At 35.8% G+C, this 18,579-nt stretch carries 18 protein-coding genes; 13 read left to right on the top strand and 5 right to left on the bottom strand.

Annotated elements, in window-relative coordinates; translation table 11 throughout:
* The first annotated feature begins 2 nt into the window (after positions 1-2).
* The 11 genes from GS03_RS08980 to GS03_RS08930 all read left to right on the top strand — a co-directional run bounded on the left by GS03_RS08980 (position 3) and on the right by GS03_RS08930 (position 12,890).
* The gene (locus tag GS03_RS08980; RefSeq protein WP_136152205.1) at positions 3-1,697 is read left to right on the top strand and encodes an LIC_10190 family membrane protein; all 1,695 of its coding nucleotides are present in this window, start codon (positions 3-5) and stop codon (positions 1,695-1,697) included.
* Positions 1,690-2,454, top strand: a complete 765-nt coding sequence (locus GS03_RS08975; RefSeq protein WP_136152204.1) for a TIGR02757 family protein — start codon at positions 1,690-1,692, stop codon at positions 2,452-2,454. Before GS03_RS08980 ends, GS03_RS08975 begins: the two co-directional genes overlap by 8 nt.
* 87 nt (positions 2,455-2,541) lie before the next feature.
* Positions 2,542-4,062: a carboxypeptidase-like regulatory domain-containing protein gene (locus tag GS03_RS08970; protein ID WP_136152203.1), complete on the top strand. Its 1,521-nt coding sequence runs from the start codon at positions 2,542-2,544 to the stop codon at positions 4,060-4,062.
* A gap of 210 nt (positions 4,063-4,272) precedes the next feature.
* A complete protein-coding gene (locus GS03_RS08965; protein ID WP_136152202.1) occupies positions 4,273-4,509 on the top strand; it encodes a hypothetical protein in 237 nt (78 codons plus the stop codon).
* Positions 4,510-4,688: 179 nt separating this feature from the next.
* On the top strand, positions 4,689-6,737 hold the full coding sequence (locus GS03_RS08960) for a M3 family metallopeptidase (protein ID WP_136152201.1): 2,049 nt from the start codon (positions 4,689-4,691) through the stop codon (positions 6,735-6,737).
* Positions 6,738-6,792: 55 nt separating this feature from the next.
* Positions 6,793-7,275: a YdeI/OmpD-associated family protein gene (locus GS03_RS08955; protein ID WP_136152200.1), complete on the top strand. Its 483-nt coding sequence runs from the start codon at positions 6,793-6,795 to the stop codon at positions 7,273-7,275.
* 70 nt (positions 7,276-7,345) lie between these two features.
* On the top strand, positions 7,346-8,689 hold the full coding sequence (locus tag GS03_RS08950) for a DEAD/DEAH box helicase (protein ID WP_136152199.1): 1,344 nt from the start codon (positions 7,346-7,348) through the stop codon (positions 8,687-8,689).
* Positions 8,690-8,736: 47 nt separating this feature from the next.
* Positions 8,737-10,665, top strand: coding sequence for a vWA domain-containing protein (locus GS03_RS08945; protein ID WP_136152198.1), 1,929 nt, complete (start codon positions 8,737-8,739; stop codon positions 10,663-10,665).
* Entirely contained in the window at positions 10,662-11,915 is a 1,254-nt protein-coding gene (locus GS03_RS08940; protein ID WP_136152197.1) for a dihydroorotase, read from the top strand. The genes GS03_RS08945 and GS03_RS08940 overlap by 4 nt, the downstream gene beginning before the upstream one ends.
* Before the next feature lie 7 nt (positions 11,916-11,922).
* Complete coding sequence (locus GS03_RS08935) at positions 11,923-12,246, top strand: hypothetical protein (RefSeq protein ID WP_136152196.1); 324 nt, start codon at positions 11,923-11,925, stop codon at positions 12,244-12,246.
* On the top strand, positions 12,246-12,890 hold the full coding sequence (locus tag GS03_RS08930) for an alpha/beta hydrolase (protein WP_136152195.1): 645 nt from the start codon (positions 12,246-12,248) through the stop codon (positions 12,888-12,890). The genes GS03_RS08935 and GS03_RS08930 overlap by 1 nt, the downstream gene beginning before the upstream one ends.
* Before the next feature lie 57 nt (positions 12,891-12,947).
* Here the strand turns inward: GS03_RS08930 and GS03_RS08925 are convergent, their stop codons facing one another.
* The 3 genes from GS03_RS08925 to GS03_RS08915 are packed head-to-tail and all read right to left on the bottom strand — an operon-like array spanning position 12,948 to position 14,727.
* The gene (locus tag GS03_RS08925; RefSeq protein ID WP_136152194.1) at positions 12,948-13,436 is read right to left on the bottom strand and encodes a hypothetical protein; all 489 of its coding nucleotides are present in this window, start codon (positions 13,434-13,436) and stop codon (positions 12,948-12,950) included.
* An 18-nt stretch (positions 13,437-13,454) separates the two neighbouring features.
* Positions 13,455-13,955, bottom strand: coding sequence for a hypothetical protein (locus GS03_RS08920; protein ID WP_136152193.1), 501 nt, complete (start codon positions 13,953-13,955; stop codon positions 13,455-13,457).
* 4 nt (positions 13,956-13,959) lie between these two features.
* The gene (locus GS03_RS08915; protein ID WP_136152192.1) at positions 13,960-14,727 is read right to left on the bottom strand and encodes an MBL fold metallo-hydrolase; all 768 of its coding nucleotides are present in this window, start codon (positions 14,725-14,727) and stop codon (positions 13,960-13,962) included.
* Between the two features lie 137 nt (positions 14,728-14,864).
* Between GS03_RS08915 and GS03_RS08910 the strand changes: the two genes are divergently transcribed.
* Positions 14,865-16,331 carry a TonB-dependent receptor gene (locus GS03_RS08910; RefSeq protein WP_136152191.1) on the top strand — a complete coding sequence of 489 codons (1,467 nt, stop codon included), beginning with the start codon at positions 14,865-14,867 and terminating at the stop codon, positions 16,329-16,331.
* Positions 16,332-16,364: 33 nt separating this feature from the next.
* Here the strand turns inward: GS03_RS08910 and bcp are convergent, their stop codons facing one another.
* On the bottom strand, positions 16,365-16,817 hold the full coding sequence (gene bcp, locus GS03_RS08905; protein ID WP_136152190.1) for a thioredoxin-dependent thiol peroxidase: 453 nt from the start codon (positions 16,815-16,817) through the stop codon (positions 16,365-16,367).
* Between the two features lie 54 nt (positions 16,818-16,871).
* Here bcp and GS03_RS08900 point away from each other — a divergent pair, with 54 nt between their 5' ends.
* On the top strand, positions 16,872-17,537 hold the full coding sequence (locus GS03_RS08900) for an endonuclease III domain-containing protein (RefSeq protein ID WP_136152189.1): 666 nt from the start codon (positions 16,872-16,874) through the stop codon (positions 17,535-17,537).
* Between the two features lie 219 nt (positions 17,538-17,756).
* On the opposite strand, the gene GS03_RS08895 is transcribed toward GS03_RS08900, so the two are convergent.
* Positions 17,757-18,344, bottom strand: coding sequence for an RNA polymerase sigma factor (locus GS03_RS08895; RefSeq protein ID WP_136152188.1), 588 nt, complete (start codon positions 18,342-18,344; stop codon positions 17,757-17,759).
* Positions 18,345-18,579 lie beyond the last annotated feature (235 nt).

Here is an 18,579-nt window from a genome sequence, read left to right as displayed (position 1 = left end):
GTATGATACTAATTCTACTTAGTTGGCTTTATATTTTCTTCACAGCATTTAGCTTTGGTATTTCCTTTTCTAAAGCGCTTCGCATCAGGCAGTATGATATTATCACAACCACTATTTTAGGATTATTCCCCATTACACTTTTGGCTACGATATGGGCGTTCTTTGGTCCGATTGCTATTGCGTTTCATGCTATTTTAATTGTACTCTCTATTCTTTTTTGGTACCGTAACAAAGCGGTTTTTATTTTAATTTGGCAGACGACCTTATCCAAAATCAAATCGTTCTCGTTTACAGTTAAAATACTGTTTGCCTTCAGTAGTTTATTGATAATCGCACAAAGTGCTTCTTTGCCTTTTATCATTGATAACGAAAGCTATTATGTCCAAACCATCAAATGGCTCAACGAGTATGGCTTTGTCAAAGGATTGGCGAATTTGCATCTGTTCTTTGGGCAAGCCAGCGGTTGGCATATTACGCAAAGCGTGTATAGTTTTTCGTTTCTCTATGATAAGTTTAATGATTTGAATGGCTTTTGCTTGTTATTGGTAAATTTGTTTGCATTTCAAAAGCTGCACTCCTATTTCACCAAAGGCAATCGAATGGATTTACTTTTTGGTTTATTGCCGTTGACGTATGCATTCCTGTTTCAATTTATCAGTTCGCCTTCACCTGATTTTCCGGTGTATGTATTTGCGCTTATTTTGTTTTCGAAGTATCTCCAAAATGAAGCTACTGAAGACACTTTCATTATCATTACAATCTTTGCGTTGTTTGCTGTTTTTATAAAAGTTACTGCCTTTGTTTTATTGCTGTTTCCTTTGATTTTGTTGCTAAAGCACTTTGCCGTTTTAAAGAAACAACTGCTTTTAGTAAGTAGCCTTGGTGGTATAGTTTTGCTCTTATTTGTTATAAAAAACACCATGCTCACAGGCTATCCATTGTTTCCGTTACTTTGTTTCAGAATGGATGATTTGGATTATACGGTTCCTGCCATTATCATGAATTTCTTCTTTAGCAAAGGTGTGATGCATTCTTTTTATATCGATCACGCTGCTTTTTCCAGCGCATCGCCATTGGATCTTGTCAAGCATTACTTTTTACAAAATGGCATGTCGCGTTATATCGGGATTGCATCACTGCTGACACTTTTAGTTACGCCTATTATAATCTTCAAAAAGCGTTTGCCAAAAGCACTTTGGACAATCTATTTTGCCTTTTTAGTATTGGCAGTCGTATTGTGCTTTAGTTCACCGCAGTATCGCTTTTATGTGTATTTCACTTTGTTCTTTTTGATGTTATGGATGTCGTTATGGATTACCAATCCAAAATGGATACTTCGTTTCTATGCTTTAAGCTTAATGGTAGTTGGGATTTTAGTCTTTGTTCCGTTGTCTTTTGAAAACCTGACAGCAAATGCATTGCTTTCTCAAAACAGTACATTTCATTTAAAGAACATCCTTATTCCGGAACCAAATTCTAAATGGAAGCCCGAATACAAAGGTGACAGTGTTGGAAATATGCTCTATCACTCTCCGGTTGACACTTCGTTCTTTTGGGTAACCGGTAACGGAAATTTGCCTTGTGTTAATGCCGAACAGGTAAAATATTTTGAACAGGGATTTTTCTATATTCCGCAACAGCGAAGCACCGATTTAAATGATGGGTTTTATGCCCAAAAAATAAGCGGTCATGAATAAAGCCGAACTCAAAGAATTCCTTGACGAAAAAGTGATTCAGTACAATACTTTAGATTTTATCGACAGCGATCCGATTCAGATTCCGCATCAGTTTTCATTAAAAGAAGATATTGAGATTGCCGGTTTTTTGACAGCCACTATTGCCTGGGGAAACCGCAAGATGATTATCAACAACAGCAAACGAATGATGGAACTGCTGGGCAATTCGCCTTATGATTTCATTATGTGGCACAACGATACCCAATTGGAAAAGCTCGATGGTTTTGTGCATCGCACCTTTAACAGCGACGATTTTAAAACCTTTGTCAAAGCACTGCAGCATATTTATACTACTCATAATGGCCTTGAAATGGCTTTCGCTAAAAACCAACAAGCGCTGACCATGCAGCCTTCCATAGCCGAATTCAAAAAACTGTTCTTTGAGATTGCTCACCAATCACGAACGATGAAACACCTTTCTGATCCGTCAATAGGTTCTGCTGCTAAACGCATCAATATGTTTCTGCGTTGGATGGTTCGGCAGGACAAAAAAGGCGTTGACTTTGGTATCTGGAAAAGCATCTCTCCTGCTTCACTTTCGTGTCCGCTTGATGTGCATTCCGGAAATGTTGCTAGAAAACTTGGCTTACTTACGCGTAAGCAAAACGATAGCAAAGCCTTAGCTGAGTTAGATGCTGCTTTGCGCAAACTTGATGCTAATGACCCAGTGAAATATGACTTCGCGCTATTTGGGTTAGGTGTTTTTGAAGGATTTTGAAAAGAAAATTGATTATCTATCTTTTAAAAAGTAAAGAATTTTACTTACATTCGTAACGTCTCTATTTACTAATCTAACTTTAACTTTATGCCAAAGAAACTGTTTACAATCCTTTCAATCATGCTTACCATACAGGCAAGCGTCGCCCAAAGCATTACCGGAAAAATTGTTGATGCTAAAACCAATGAAAGTATTCCTTATGCTAATGTAATTATCAACAATTCGGAAAATGTAGTTTCTAATGCAGAAGGCTATTTTACCATTTCAGAAAATAACAGCAGTGATGCTTCTACCATTGATGTTTCCTATTTGGGATATCAAAATCGTAAAATGACTGTAGACGAACTCAAAAGCCATCAACTGATTGTTTCGCTTCAAGCCGGGATAGTTGAACTCGAGAATGTCAACGTCTCCAATATAAAACCAAATGCATTAAGCATAATGGCAGAAGTTAAAAAGCATCTAAACCAGCATTATAAAAGCGAGCTCCAACCCGTAAAAAACAAAGTTTTTTTCAGGGAAACTAGTGGACTAAAACCTTCAACATTAAATTTTGATATCGAAAAATCAACAGGTTTTACTAAGGATGCTTTAAAATCAGTAAACAGTCAGATAAAAAAATTTACATCTAAACTAATCTCCCAGCCGCCGGTGGTATACAGTGACATGCTTTGTAATTATTACACTGTCACAAAGAAAAAAGAAGACAAACTATCTTTTTTATCCAAACTCGATGTCATCAAAGCTATCAAACTTAAGGATGAAAATAATTCGTCATCGCTTGACGATATAGAGGAAAAATCCAAAAACCTAATCCTGCAGCATTTAGATACTACTAAATATTATCGGGTTAAAAGTGGTTGGTTTGGCTCGCGCGATACTATTTCGCTGCGCAAAGATTTCAATAAGAATAAGAAAAATAAACCAAGCCAGTTGACTACTTCAAAATCAGACCTTAATTCCTTTATTTGCCAAAATAACTTTCTCTACAGCGACAAGCTTAACTTTGTCAAAAACCCCGAAATATATGACTACACCTATGAAGGTGTTGTCTATTCAAAAGACCATGAATTTGTATATGTGCTCTCATTCCGACCACGTAAAAGTAAAGCAATATATACTGGCAAACTCTATATTTCTGAAAGCGATTATGCCGTATTACGCGCCGATTATACTTTAGCGGAAGGGGAAAAAGTAAGCGGTTTTAATATGAAATTCCTTCTCGGAGTAAAATCATCTGAAAACGTTAGCAACGGAACCATCATTTACAAACAAAATCCTTCAGGTGACGGCTATTATCTTCAATATGCCACCTTGGAAACAGGTCAGTATATTTATATTAACAGGCCTTTAAAATTTATTGAACTCACGGATAAGGAAAAAGATGTATTGGCTATTGACCTTAAAATTGAAGCCAATATGAAAACCAAAAAAGAATACCTGAACATCCTTAAATCTGAAAGTTCTGATGCAGGCATAGAAGCAATCAATGAAGAAGAATTTAAATTTACGCAGCTCAAACGCTACGACCCAAAAATATGGAAAGATTACGGTGCCATTGAGCCTTTGGAAGAAATGAAACAGTTTCAGGTTAGTGATCAATTATAACAGTGAACTTTTTTACTATTTTCAAACGTTGCATCTGATTTTTTCTTACATTTGTTACTCCTCCTTGGAATAAATACCACACAATTTTATCGGGATTGCATTGTTATGCACAATTTTTTTATGCCTTTATAGCTATAGGTTTTATTGTAAAGTTTGTTTAGCAATTAATTACCAGTCCTTGATAACAGTATGGTATTTAAAGCTAACCAAATGGAAAAAGGATTTGAAATAAAACTAAGCATTGACGATATCAATCAAATTGAAAGATGTAAGCCGCATTTTAGAGGAATGAGCGATAAGGAACTGGTTGTGTTTTATTTTGACAGACAGAATGACGAGCTGCCTGCTGATCTGAAGCTTTACCGGCTATTTGCACTAAAAGCCATTTTAAGGGAACGCTTTGGAGATACACCTATAAAATACAAAGGAAAAAAGCTTGAATTGTAAATTAAGCTTATCGAGAACACTCGAAGTGGCGCTAGTACTCTATCCGTCAGTTCGAGTGTTTTTTGTGCAATGAAATGTAACAAAAACGCATGTAGAACACTCTAACACAAATCGCAATTCGTAATTTGAAAAAATGATTACCTTTAGCGTCCAATAAAACTCATATAAAATACAACATCATGTCTTTAAAACAGCAACTGCTTTATTTAATACTTCCTATTTGTTTATTCTCAGTTAACAGTTTTTCTCAATCCAATATAAAAGCCTCAAACAATCCATTCCTTGTGGCCAGCAATGAAGTGGTTGACTATGCGAAGGTAACTTCACAAAATGTGGAAAACTATGCCGGCCACACCATTAATGAAGTAAGCAAAATGGTTGCTGCCATTAAGAAACAAAAAACAGCAACCTTCAGCAATGTTTTTGGTGCTATGGATGAAATCAAAAACAAAATGGGAACCACAAGTAACAACTGCTTTATGCTGTACTGGGTTTCTACCGATGCCGCTATTCGTGAGAAAGGCTTAGCCAGTTATCAGTTGCTTGATTCACTCGGAACGGTTATCTATTCTGATAAAGGAATTTATGATAAGATGATTGGTTTTAAAAAGTCGGCAGCCTATAAACAACTTAAAGGGAATAAGAAGCTATTGGTAGATGATATGATAGAAGGGTTTGAGCGTTCTGGAGTTAACCTGAGTGCTGATAAGCTTGCTAAATACAAAAGCCTGACTAAGGAAATTGGGGAACTCTCTTCTTCTTACTCTACTAATATGAATTCCTCTAAAGAAATCTTGATCCTTGATGAAAAAGGTGCTGCCGGTTTACCGGAAAGTTTTAAACAGACCTACAAAGTGGCGGAAGGAAAGTATGAAATCCCGATTATCAACTCAACGAGTGATCCTGTTTTGAGCAACGCGGAATCAGAAGAAACAAGAAAGTCATATTACATTAAATTTTATAACAGAGCTGCCGATAAAAATCTGGCGATTCTTGACGAAATGGTAAAGAAGCGTGACGAATTGGCGAAACTAATGGGATACCCAACCTATGCGGCGTATGCATTGGTTCCGAAAATGGCCGGAAATCCAAAGAACGTATGGGATTTTCTGAATGATTTGATTAGCCGCTCTAAAGAAAAAGCAAAGAACGATGTGGCACTTTTAGATGCTGAAAAGAAAGTCGAAACAGCCAACCAGGAAGCTAAATTGGAACCTTGGGATGTTTCCTTTTATAAAAATCAGATAATCAAAAAGCAATACCAAATTAACAACGAAGAACTACGCGAGTACTTTCCAATGGAAGGATGCCTAAAAGGAATGATGGACATTTATCAAAAACTATTGGGATTAGAATTTAAAAAAGTAGCTAATCCTTCGGTTTGGAATGATGACGTAGATATGTATGAGGTATATGAAGGCGGAAAACTGAAAGGACGCTTTTATTTGGACTTATTTCCAAGACCAAATAAAGAAACCTGGTTTTATGGTGTAAACATAGTTTCAGGAAAAGGAAAAGAAATACCGGTAGCCATGTTGCTTGGGAATTTCACAAAACCAACTAAAACACAACCTTCGCTATTGAGCCAGAAAGAATTGAAAACGCTGTTTCATGAATTTGGACATATTATGAACATGATGTCTTATCATGGTGAATTCTCGGTTCAACAGGAATCAAAAGCCGATTTTACAGAAGCCATGTCTCAAATATTTGAAAATTGGGTTTTGGATTACGGCATTGTAAGTACGTTTGCCAAAAACTACAAAACAGGAGAAACACTGCCAAAGGCAACTTTTGATAAAATGCTTGAGTCTAAAAAAGTGGGCTCTGGTTTAGGGGCTATACAAATGCTGCAACGTTGTTTGTATGACATGAATCTGTATGACAAATACAACGCGGCTAATCCAACGCCAACCGATGACATTTGGCAACAAACCAATAAGCAATTGGATGTCATGGATTTCTATGCACAAACACATTATCAGGCTAACTGGATACACGTGAATACACATCCGGTGTATATGTATGGCTACTTATGGTCTGAAGTATATGCGATGGATATGTTTACCCAATTTGAAAAGAACGGGCTTTTAGATACTAAAACCGGAATCAGATACCGTCAATTAATCCTTTCTAACGGAACTCAAAAAGATATTGTAAAAGCGGTTAATGAATTCTTGGGAAGACCATCGGATAACAAGGCTTATGTTAAAAGCCTTGGGCTTTAATTTAAAAAATTAGCAGCTTAACCAACTCATAATAAGGTTTATTCAGAAATGAGCAATGGAGAAATTCAAAGCTGAAATCGGTATAATCGGTATCAATCCATTTGTGTTTGTTCCGAAAGAAGTCCTAAAGGTTATTTTTAAACAAGCCGGAAAGGACAAAGGTTACATTCCTATTTTTGGAACAATTAACAGTAAACCCTACACGCAAACATTGGTTCGGTATAGAGGCGAATGGAGATTGTATATCAACACCACAATGCTTACCAATTCGCCTAAACGAATTGGGGAAATGATTGATGTCAGCATTGCCTTTGACCCAAACGACAGAACGTTACAACCGCATCCTGAACTTGTAAAAGCACTTCAGGAAAACCCAGAAGCACGCAACACTTTTGAACTATTGCCTCCCTCAAGACAAAAGGAAATCATTCGTTATATTTCTGCTTTAAAAACTGAAGAAAGCATTATAAAGAACGTTGCAAAAGCCATTGGCTTCTTAAATGGCGAAAACCGATTTGTGGGACGAGACAAACCTTAGGCAAGACTTAGGTGATTCTTCTAAACTGCTAAATCTGAATTCCCTATCTTTGCGCCAAATTACAATACTAATGAGCACTTTCGAGCAATTCAATCTTCCTAAATCATTACAAAAAGCCATTGACGAATTGGGGCTGACAACGCCTACGCCTATTCAGGAGAAATCATTCTCAGTGATTATGTCAGGCCGCGATGTGATGGGAATTGCACAAACAGGTACGGGTAAAACCTTTGCTTATTTATTGCCAATATTAAAACAATGGAAGTTTGTTGCAACCGATACACCACGAATTGTGATTCTGGTGCCAACACGTGAATTGGTAGTTCAAATAGCTGCTGAAGTTGAAAAGTTAACGCAATACATGTCGGTAAGAACGCTCGGTGTTTACGGTGGTGTGAATATTAATACACAAAAGAAATCCGTTTATCAGGGAATCGATGTTTTAGTTGGAACTCCGGGTCGTGTAATGGATTTGGCTCTGGACAATGTTATTCGTTTTGACAGTCTGCAAAAACTGGTGATTGACGAGTTTGACGAAATGCTGAATTTAGGTTTCAGGACTCAGGTTACTTCTATCTTATCGATGTTAAAGAATAAACGTCAGAACATCTTATTCTCGGCAACCATGACCGATGAGGTAGATGATATGTTGGAAGAGTACTTTGATTTTCCTGATGAAGTTACTCTAGAAAAATCGGGAACACCATTAGAAAAAATAGAACAGCTAGGTTACTTTGTGCCTAACTTTTTGACCAAGACAAATCTGATTGTAGAATTGCTAAAAGACGAAGCTTTAGAAAGAGTATTGCTTTTTGTGAACAATAAAAAAACGGCCGATTTACTGGCAGTCAAGCTGGATGAAATCTATCCGGAGCAATTTGGAATCATCCATTCGAACAAATCACAAAACTATCGTTTGCAGACTATGGCTTCCTTTCAAGCTGGTGAAATCAGAGGAATTGTTACCACAGATGTTATGGCTAGAGGTTTGGATATTTCGGATGTGACACATGTTATCAACGTAGAGTTTTCGGAAGTTCCGGAACAATACATTCACCGAATTGGTCGTACGGGTCGTGCCGACAAATCGGGTATTGCGATTAGTTTGATTGGTCCGAATGAGCAGGAAATCCAGATAGAAGCAGAAATGCTGATGGATAAGGAAATCAAGATTTTAGATTTGCCGACAACCGTTGAAGTGGCTACACGCCTATTGGAGTTTGAAAAAGACAAAAAGAAAATGAAGGTCATTTTGAAAACCAACAAACTGGAAGGTGGCGCGTCTTTTCATGAGAAGGCAAAGAAGAATACAAAAGTTAACCTTGGCGGTCCATCAAAAACCAAGAAAAAAACCGGAACGTCAGTTAATAGAAATATATTGAAAACAAGAGCGGCGAAAAAGAAGAAAAAATAGTTGATAATTGACAATTGATTGCTATTTTTGACAAATCAAAATTAGAAATGAATTTCAAACACCCAGAAGTCCTTTACTTTCTTTTCTTATTGGTCATCCCAATTCTGGTTCATTTATTTCAACTACGTCGTTTCAAGAAAGAGTATTTCACCAACGTACAATTCCTAAAAGAACTTTCAATACAAACCCGAAAAAGCTCCACCATCAAAAAATGGTTGCTGCTTCTTACCCGTTTATTGCTGCTTGCCTTTTTGATATTGGCTTTCGCCCAACCTTTCTTTGCTGCCAAAGACAGTAAAATGAATACTAATGAAATGTATATTATTCTGGACAATTCCTATAGTATGCAGGCCAAAGGCAAAAAAGGGGAACTCTTAAAACGCGCCGTTCAGGATTTACTGGAGCATACTCCCGAAGCACAAAACTTCTCGTTGATTACTAATTCGGATAATTATTGGAACACCGATATCAAGACCATTCAAAAAGATTTGCAGGACTTGAAATACAGTGCATCGGCATTTCGTTTGGATAATTTGATTGCAAAAGTCAACGCACGCAAATCTGCTTTCAACAAAGATATTATTGTTATTACAGATGCGGTTGGTTTAGAAACCAATCAAACCAAAAGCTTTAGAAAAGAAGATAATGTGTACTTCATCATTCCCGAAGCAGAACAGAAGAATAACATTGCCATTGACAGTGTTTATATTCAACAAACACTGGACAGCTTTTATGAAATTGGAATAAAACTATCCGCAAATGGCGAAGACTTCAAGGATATTCCAATTGCCTTGTACAATAAAAATAAGTTGACAGCTAAAACGCTGATTAACTTTGAAACCAATACTAAAACCATCAACTTCACCATTCCAAAAGAAGATTTTCATGGCTATGTTTCCGTTGCTGATAAAGGTTTAGCGTATGACAACACCTATTACTTCAGTATTTCAAAACCAAGTCTGACCAATGTTATCAGTATTGGTGATACAGATAAGAGTAATTTCCTGGCGCGTATTTATACGAATGATGAGTTCAGTTACAACAACTTCCCGCTAGCGAATTTGGATTATAATCTGTTAGAAAAACAAGATGCGATTGTGCTGAATGAATTAAAAGAAATTCCGCAGGCATTGCAAACTACACTAAAATCATTTGTCACAAAAGGTGGAAACCTGATTGTCATTCCGGCTCAGGAAAGCAATCCAACAGCGTTGAATTCGTTTTTAGCCAACTTTGGTGCAATGCAATTCAAAACCGCAACACAGGCAGATAAAAAGGTAACAAAAATCAATTTTAATCATCCGTTATTCAGTTCGGTGTTTGAAAAGAAGATTGATAATTTTCAATATCCGACGACTAAAATAGCTTTCGGTTTGAGCAGCACAACGCCATCGATATTGACTTATGATGATCAAAGTCCGTTTCTGACTTCGTTGCCAAATGACTTATCTTCAGTATATGTTTTTGCGGCTCCAATCAACAAAACCAACAGTAATTTCCAAAACTCACCACTGATAGTTCCAACCTTTTACAATATGACGCAAAGCAGTCAGAAAACCGGTGTAAATGCGCTTATTATTGGAGAAGACCAACCATTTGTAGTGGATGCATTGTTGTCAAAAGATGAGATACTAACGGTAAAAAACAATACCGAAAGTTTTATTCCCGTGCAACAATTGTTGAACACCAAAGTCAAAATGACTTTTAATGACAATCCGACAGAAGCCGGGAATTTTAGTATCTTTAACGGAACGAATCTGGTGCAGAATATTAGTTTTAATTATAATCGTACCGAAAGTAATTTGGCATTGGCAAACCCAGATGCTGCAAGCAACTTTACCGAAATTGATGATATCGAAACTGTATTCAATACCATTCAGACCGATAGAACCGACACGCAAATCTGGAAATGGTTTGTGATTTTAGCCTTACTCTTTTTAGCATTAGAAGTACTCATTCAAAAATTTGTAAAATGAACCTAATCCTCCGAAAAGCCACGATTATTGACCCGAAAAGTCCGTTTCACAACCAAACAGTTGATGTAAAAATTACGAATGGCATCTTCGAGAAAATTGGGAAATCATTACCCAAATCGGATACACATCAGGAATTTGAAAAGCAAGGACTTCATATTTCGCAAGGTTGGTTTGATACCAGCGTTTCATTTGGTGAACCGGGTTATGAAGACAGGGAAACCATAGCCAATGGATTGGAAGTAGCGGCTAAAAGTGGATTTACAGGCATTGCTTTACAACCCAACTCCTATCCTATCATTGATAATCAATCACAAGTACATTTTGTTAAACAAAAAGCTAAAGGTTTTGCTACCGAGTTGTTTCCGATTGGTGCTTTGACCAAGGCAAGTGAAGGAAAAGATTTAGCCGAACTCTATGATATGAAAAACGCCGGAGCAGTAGCTTTTGGAGATTATGGAAAGAGTTTGTCCAATGCCAATCTGATGAAAATTGGCTTGCAGTATGTACAGGATTTTGATGGATTAGTAATCGCATTTTGCCAGGATGAAAACATCAAGGGAAATGGAGTTGCCAATGAAGGAATCGTTTCTACACGCTTAGGATTAAAAGGAATTCCCAACTTAGCCGAAGAACTGATAGTTGCCAGAAACTTATTCTTATTGGAATATACTGGCGGGAAATTACACATTCCAACCATTTCGACAGCCAAATCAGTAGCGCTAATCAAAGAAGCGAAGAAAAAAGGATTAAACGTTACTTGCAGTGTTGCCGTACATCATTTGGTTTTGACAGATGAAAAACTGGAAGGTTTTGATTCGAGATACAAAGTGTCACCGCCACTGCGAACTGAAGAAGACAGAAAAGCATTAATTGCCGGAATTAAAGATAATACGATTGACTGCATCACGAGTGACCACAATCCGATTGACATTGAAAACAAAAAGATGGAATTTGATTTGGCTAAAAACGGAACGATTGGTTTAGAAAGTGCTTTTGGAGCATTGCAAACCGTACTTCCTTTAGAAAAAATAATAGAGAAATTGACTTTCGGTAAAACTATTTTAAAAATTGAAGGTCAAGAGATTGCAGCAAAAAATAAAGTTTCAATTTCATTGTTTACTACAGAAGATAAATGGAGATTTGACGCAGCGCATATTTTGTCAAAATCAAAGAATGCGGCTTTTCTTGGACAACCAATGAAAGGAAAAGCCATCGGAATTTACAATCAAGGAAAATTAATTTTATCATAAACAGTTTATGGAAAATTTTGAAAAATCAAAAAACACGGCAATTGTTGCTTACTTAACCATCATTGGTTGTGTGATAGCCATATTTATGAATCAGGAAGAAAACAGAAGCGATTTTGGTTCCTTTCATATCAGACAAGCGTTAGGTTTGTTTCTTTCGTTCTTTTTGCTGGGCTATTTTGTAGGTTATGCCAATAGCTGGACAGTTACTTCAGCCTTTTACCTTTTTTATTTCATCCTTTGGGTTTATGGTTTTTCGGGAGCATTACAAGGTCAAAAAAGAGAGTTGCCATTGGTAGGTAAGTTATTCCAAAACACTTTTAAAAGCCTATAATGAGTTTATCGCTTCAACACTTAGTAAGAGAACCTAAAATAAAACTGGACAAAAATCCTTTACTCCTATTGCTTCACGGGTATGGCAGTAATGAAGAAGATTTGTTTTCGTTTGCATCCGAACTTCCGGATGAGTATTATGTTATTTCTGCGCGCGCACCTTATAACATGATGTATGGAAGTTATGCCTGGTATGCGATTAATTTTGATGCCGATGAAAATAAGTTTTCAGATATTGGTCAGGCGCGACAATCGAGAGACATTATTGCCTATTTTATTGATGAGTTGGTTAATGCTTATCCTATTGATTCAGCCAGAGTGACACTGATTGGTTTTAGCCAGGGTTCTATTTTGAGTTACGCAGTCGCTTTGTCGTATCCTGAAAAAGTACAGCGATTGGTTGCTATGAGTGGTTATTTGAATACAGAAATTGCAGTTGATGATTTCAAAAACAATAATTTTAGTAATTTGAAAATCTTTGCTTCACATGGAACCGTTGATCAGGTCATACCAGTTGAATGGGCACGAAAATCGATACCCGTTATAGAAAGTCTGGGAATTCCAGTGGTGTATAAGGAATATCCTGTGGGTCATGGCGTGGCGCCACAAAACTTCTTTGATTTTAAAAATTGGTTACAATCATAAAATAAAAAAGGTCCTGATTTATATTCAAGACCTTTTTTGTTATTGCTATTGCAATTGCTATTGTTCCGTATCGGTTTCTATTTCCTTTTTACCTATCTCACCATCACCGGCAAACATAGTCACAGCGCCTTTTTTGAGTACATATCCTTTCCATGGAACGAGTTGCCATTCTTTTAAAATCCATGGTTTGCCTTCAGCTGCTCTTGTTAAAACTATAGAAGTGGTATCTTTTGGAAGAAACACTTCAGCCTGACTGGCATCTTCGCTAAACAACACATAAGCGCTCAACGTTTCGTCCTGATTGTCCTGTTTGTCTGTTGGGTTTAACTGAATACCAGAAAAACCTTTTACACATTCCTTATTCACCTTTGACCAAACATAACCGGCAGAAGCTAAACAGCCATTTTCATCTTTATCATTAACCATAGTAGAGTCTTTTACAGCTGCGGCAGCTTTTGCATCGGCAGCTACATCCTCATTCTGATCAATCCATTTACATGAAGTAACGATTAGTACTATAATTAAAATCGTGGTAATTTTTTTCATACTCAAATGTGTTAACTACTAATTTAAATTAGTAGGATATAAATAAGAATTCATTACTTCAAATGAAATACTGCCATTCTCTTCAACAAAATATTTCAACAATACTTCTCCCCAAAGTTGACCATTGCTATAATTGGCAACAATCCAACGATGGTTTATTAATTTCATGCTATTGATTATAAACTTCTGTTCACCCATTTTTGGCTGATCGGTATATTTGTTTCCTTCCGGGCTATCATTATAAGTCAAAAGTGCCTGTTTCACTTTTTCGGCAAAAGCAGGAACATCATTTACTTTATAACTTTCATACAAATAATTTTGAGCACGGTCATTATTTTCCAAAGAAAAAACATCGGGATCATTAGTAATGGTACCTTCCGTGGGCTTTACAGAAGCTGTATCCGATACTTCCGATTTTGCTTTTTGCTCGTCTTCCGCTTTTGATGTAAAATATTTATAGGTAAAAATATTCATCAAAACAGCAATAATAAAAAGATATAAAAAAAGTGATTTTCTCATAAAACTAAAGCGTAATTGTTAAATTGTCGTAAGCCAAAAACACATTTTTCGGCAATCGTTGCTGAACTTCTTCATGAAAACCCAAGAGATGACTGATGTGTGTCAAATAAGCTCTTTCAGGTTGAACCAAATGTATAAAATCTAATGCATCCTGCAAACTAAAATGTGTTTGATGTGGTTCTTCGCGCAAAGCATTCACAACCAATACCTTTACTCCTTTTAGCTTTTCAATTTCAGCGGTATCGATAGTTTTTACATCGGTTAAATATACAAAATCCTGAATTCGATAACCAAAAACCTGAAGGTTTCCGTGATTGACTTCTACGGGCGTAATTTTAGTTTGCCCGATTTTAAAATCTTCATTGTTATTTACTGCGAAAGTCTGAACTCCGGGTGCTCCCGGATATTTGTTCTCCGTTTCAAAAATATAATCAAACCGCCTGTTTAGGTTTTCTAAAACCCGAGAATGCGCATATACCGGAATATCCTTTTTCTGTCTAAAGAAAAAAGGGCGAATATCATCCAAACCGGCAGTATGATCAGCATGTTCGTGTGTAAAAAGTATGGCATCAAGTTTTTCACAACCGGAAGTCAGCATTTGCTGCCTGAAATCGGGACCACAATCAATGACAACTGAATTTTCTTCCCAGCTAACCCAAACCGAAACACGCAATCTTTTATCTTTTGGATCAGCACTTTTACAAACTGGGTGATTACTTCCTATAACTGGAATGCCTTGTGAAGTCCCGGTACCAAGAAAATAAACTTGCATAATAGCACGATTTTTGATGCTGTTTTTTAACTACTTATAAAAGTAATTTTTTAAATGTAAATAATTACAAAAATAGGAGTTAATTATCTTTTATAAAAAAGGTATTTTAGTAACTTTGCCAAAGTATTAAACTTCTTATGGAAAGATCAGATTCTTATATAAAATTAAAAGGAGATAAAGTTATAGAGCAAATTCCTTCATTGAAGGACAAAGCAATGAGAATTAACTTTAACGAAAATATCTACGGAACCTTTGCAGAAATTGGCGCCGGCCAGGAAACAGTAAGACATTTTTTTAGAGCTGGTGGCTCTTCTGGAACCATTGCGAAAGCGATGTCTGCTTACGATAAAGATTTTAGTGATGCTATTTACGGAATTGAAGATGATGGTAGGTATGTTACTGAAGGCCGTTTAAAAAACATGTTAAGTCACGAGGTTGAATTAATAGAAAAGCGATTAAGCAGAGACAAACATCCAAACAAATTGTTTTTTAGTTATGCCAATACTGTTTCGACTATCGATTTTGCAAAGCAATTCAAAGGTCACGGTTGGGTTGGCATAAAATACCAAGTTGAGGCTGATGAAGATTATAATGAAATCACATTACATATCCGTTTTAAAGAAAATGATGCCAGATTACAACAGGAAACGCTTGGAGTACTTGGTGTTAATTTGATTTTTGGTGCGTTTTATAAATACAATGACCCAAAAAAATTATTGCGTTATCTATATGATCATTTAGATAAAGATCAACTAGAGATTGATACAATCAATTTTTCCGGGCCACGTTTTGCCAATGTGGATAACCGATTGATGAGTTTACAGTTAGTAAAAAATGGTATGACCGATGCGGTAATGTTTGGTCCGGATGGGCAAAATATTCTTCCGGCTTCTATTCTTTACAAGAAAAACATCTTAGCATTACGAGGAAGTTTCCGTCCTGTTACTCAGGTAAATATGGACATGTATGAGAAATCATTAAAAATGTTCCTCGAAGAAAGCAAAGTTGAAAAAGAAAATGCCTTGGTAGTTTTCGAAATAACTTTATCAAACCTGCGCTCTGAAGGTGAAATTGATGAAAGAGATTTTATGGACAGAGCCGAATTATTATGTTCGTTAGGTCAAACTGTAATGATTTCAAATTTCCAGGAATATTATAAAGTAGTCGAATATTTTGCCAGCTATACCAAAGCCAGAATGGGATTGGCCATGGGAGTAAATAATTTGATTGACATTTTTGACGAAAAGTATTACCGTCATTTGAGTGGTGGAATTCTGGAAGCATTCGGAAAATTATTCTACCGTGATTTAAAAGTTTTCTTGTATCCAATGGAAGATGAAACCGGAGAAATCATTAATTCCCAAAATCTAAAAGTGCATCCTCGTATGAAAGAATTGTACAAATTCTTTGCTTATAACGGAAAAGTAGTTGATATCACTGATTTTGACAAAGGACATCTTAAAATTTTCTCACGTGAAGTGTTGAAAATGATTAGTACCGGAACTCCTGGTTGGGAAGAACTACTTCCTACAGGAATTGCAGAAATCATAAAGAAACACCAACTTTTTGGATATGACCCGAACAGAGTAATGCAGAAAGTATAAATAAAAAGCCAAGATTTACTCTTGGCTTTTTTTTTATTTTAAAATCTGGGCTGCATGTACTTTAGTCTTCACATCGGTAATAACTTCCTCAATTATTCCTTCTTCATTGATAACAAAAGTAGTTCTGTTGATACCATCATATTCTCTGCCCATGAATTTTTTTGGCCCCCAAACGCCAAAAGCTTCAATAACTGATTTATCTTCATCTGCCAATAAAGGAAAAGGCAGGTGGAATTTAGTTTTAAATTTAGCCTGAGCTTTAGCACTGTCAGCACTAACGCCAAGTAATTCATAATTATTAGCTTTAAACCGTTCAAAATTATCCCTTAAATCACAAGCTTCTGCTGTGCATCCTGGTGTATCCGCTTTTGGATAAAAGAAAACAACCAACTTTTTCCCGGCATAATCTTCTAATTGGTGAAATTTATTGTCTTGGTCAAACCCTGAAAAATCAGGTGCTTTGTCTCCTTTTTGCAGTGTTGTCATTTTTTAAAGTTGCTGAGTTTTATTTAGTATTTTTACGATTCAAATTTAGTTAAAATGACCAAACAAGAACGTGCAACAGTTGTTATAAATACGTTAAAAGAGATTTATCCTGAGATTCCAATTCCGCTTAACCATAAAGATCCATACACTTTGCTGATTGCCGTTTTGCTTTCGGCTCAATGCACTGATGTTCGTGTCAATCAAATTACTCCTATCCTATTTGCTAAAGCAGACAATCCTTATGATATGGTGAAACTATCGGTAGAGGAAATCAAAGAAATTATACGACCATGTGGCCTTTCTCCAATGAAATCAAAAGGCATTTATGGATTGTCGGAAATACTAATTGCAAAACATAACGGACTTGTTCCACAATCATTTGAAGCTTTAGAAGAGTTACCGGCTGTTGGTCACAAAACAGCTAGTGTGGTGATGTCACAAGCTTTTGGCGTTCCCGCTTTTCCTGTAGACACACATATCCATCGATTAATGTATCGCTGGAATTTAACCAATGGAAAAAATGTTCAACAAACCGAAAAAGATGCTAAAGCTATTTTTCCAAAAGAACTTTGGAACGATTTACACCTTCAAATAATTTGGTATGGCAGAGAATATTCTCCGGCAAGAGGCTGGAATATAGAAAATGACCCAATTACCAAACTTATTGGAAGAAAATCAGTGTTGGATGAGTATTATAAAAAAACATCCCGTCTCGTTTAAACGAGACGGGGTGCTTTAATTAGCAATGAGATCGAAATTGATGTTACCAATCTTAACAATATTTAATGCACATGAATATTGAAGGATTAAACGAATAGTTTCTTTTTTAGGTAACATTTTTTTTGGTGCTAATTTTCTTTTAGAGTAAAGTTTTGCCATATAAAAATGAAATTGGTTTTAGAGATTTATATAATAACGCAAAAAAATATATTTTATTGTTTAAGAAGGTAAATAAATTTTATTTTTTTCTATGACCTTTCTTAAATTCGTAATCGCATAACGCATTCTTCCAAGTGTTGTATTAACGCTAACGCCAGTAAAATCAGCTATTTCCTTAAAACTCATATCCGAATAATAACGCATCATAATCACTTCTCTTTGATCATGAGGCAACTTTTGAATTATCATTTTTAAATCAATATCAACTTGATTTTTGATTAATTTTTTTTCAATATCCAGAGAGCTATCTTTTATGTTCGAAAAAATAGAGAATTCCTCAGTATCTCTTTTTAGAGGCATCTTTTTATCATTACGGAATTTATCCACAATAAGATTACTTGCTATTCGCAAAACCCATGATAGAAATTTACCTTCTTCATTGTAATATTTTTTTGATTTTAGCGTGTGGATAACCTTGAAGAAAGTTTCCTGAAAAATATCTTCCGTTAAATCTCTATCCGAAACTTTGGAAAAGATATATCCGTAAATTCTGGATTGGTGTCTGTCGATTAATAAAGCAAGAGAATTCTCATCACCAGCGATGTAGTTATTAACTAATACTGCATCAGAAAGATTTGATTTAGCCATAATATTACCTTTTAGTAAGGGTTAAAAAAGAGAGTTTTTTAATCTAAAAAGTAATTTTTTATATAGGCAAATGGGGTTTGAGAGTTATTTATTGACCAAATTTAACATAAAATTTATGAATTAAACAAATTAATTTTGAAAAAAAATAAAAAAAAAGTTAATGAACATTATTTTGTTGCTGATAAATTTTGATAAATCCACATCTAATTCTTCAATAAATTTATAGAAATAGATA

Origin of the sequence: Flavobacterium sangjuense (assembly GCF_004797125.1) — a bacterium.
In the GTDB taxonomy this organism is placed as follows: domain Bacteria; phylum Bacteroidota; class Bacteroidia; order Flavobacteriales; family Flavobacteriaceae; genus Flavobacterium; species Flavobacterium sangjuense.
Note: the sequence above shows the minus strand (reverse complement) of the source record. Positions and strands in the feature narration are given on the sequence as shown.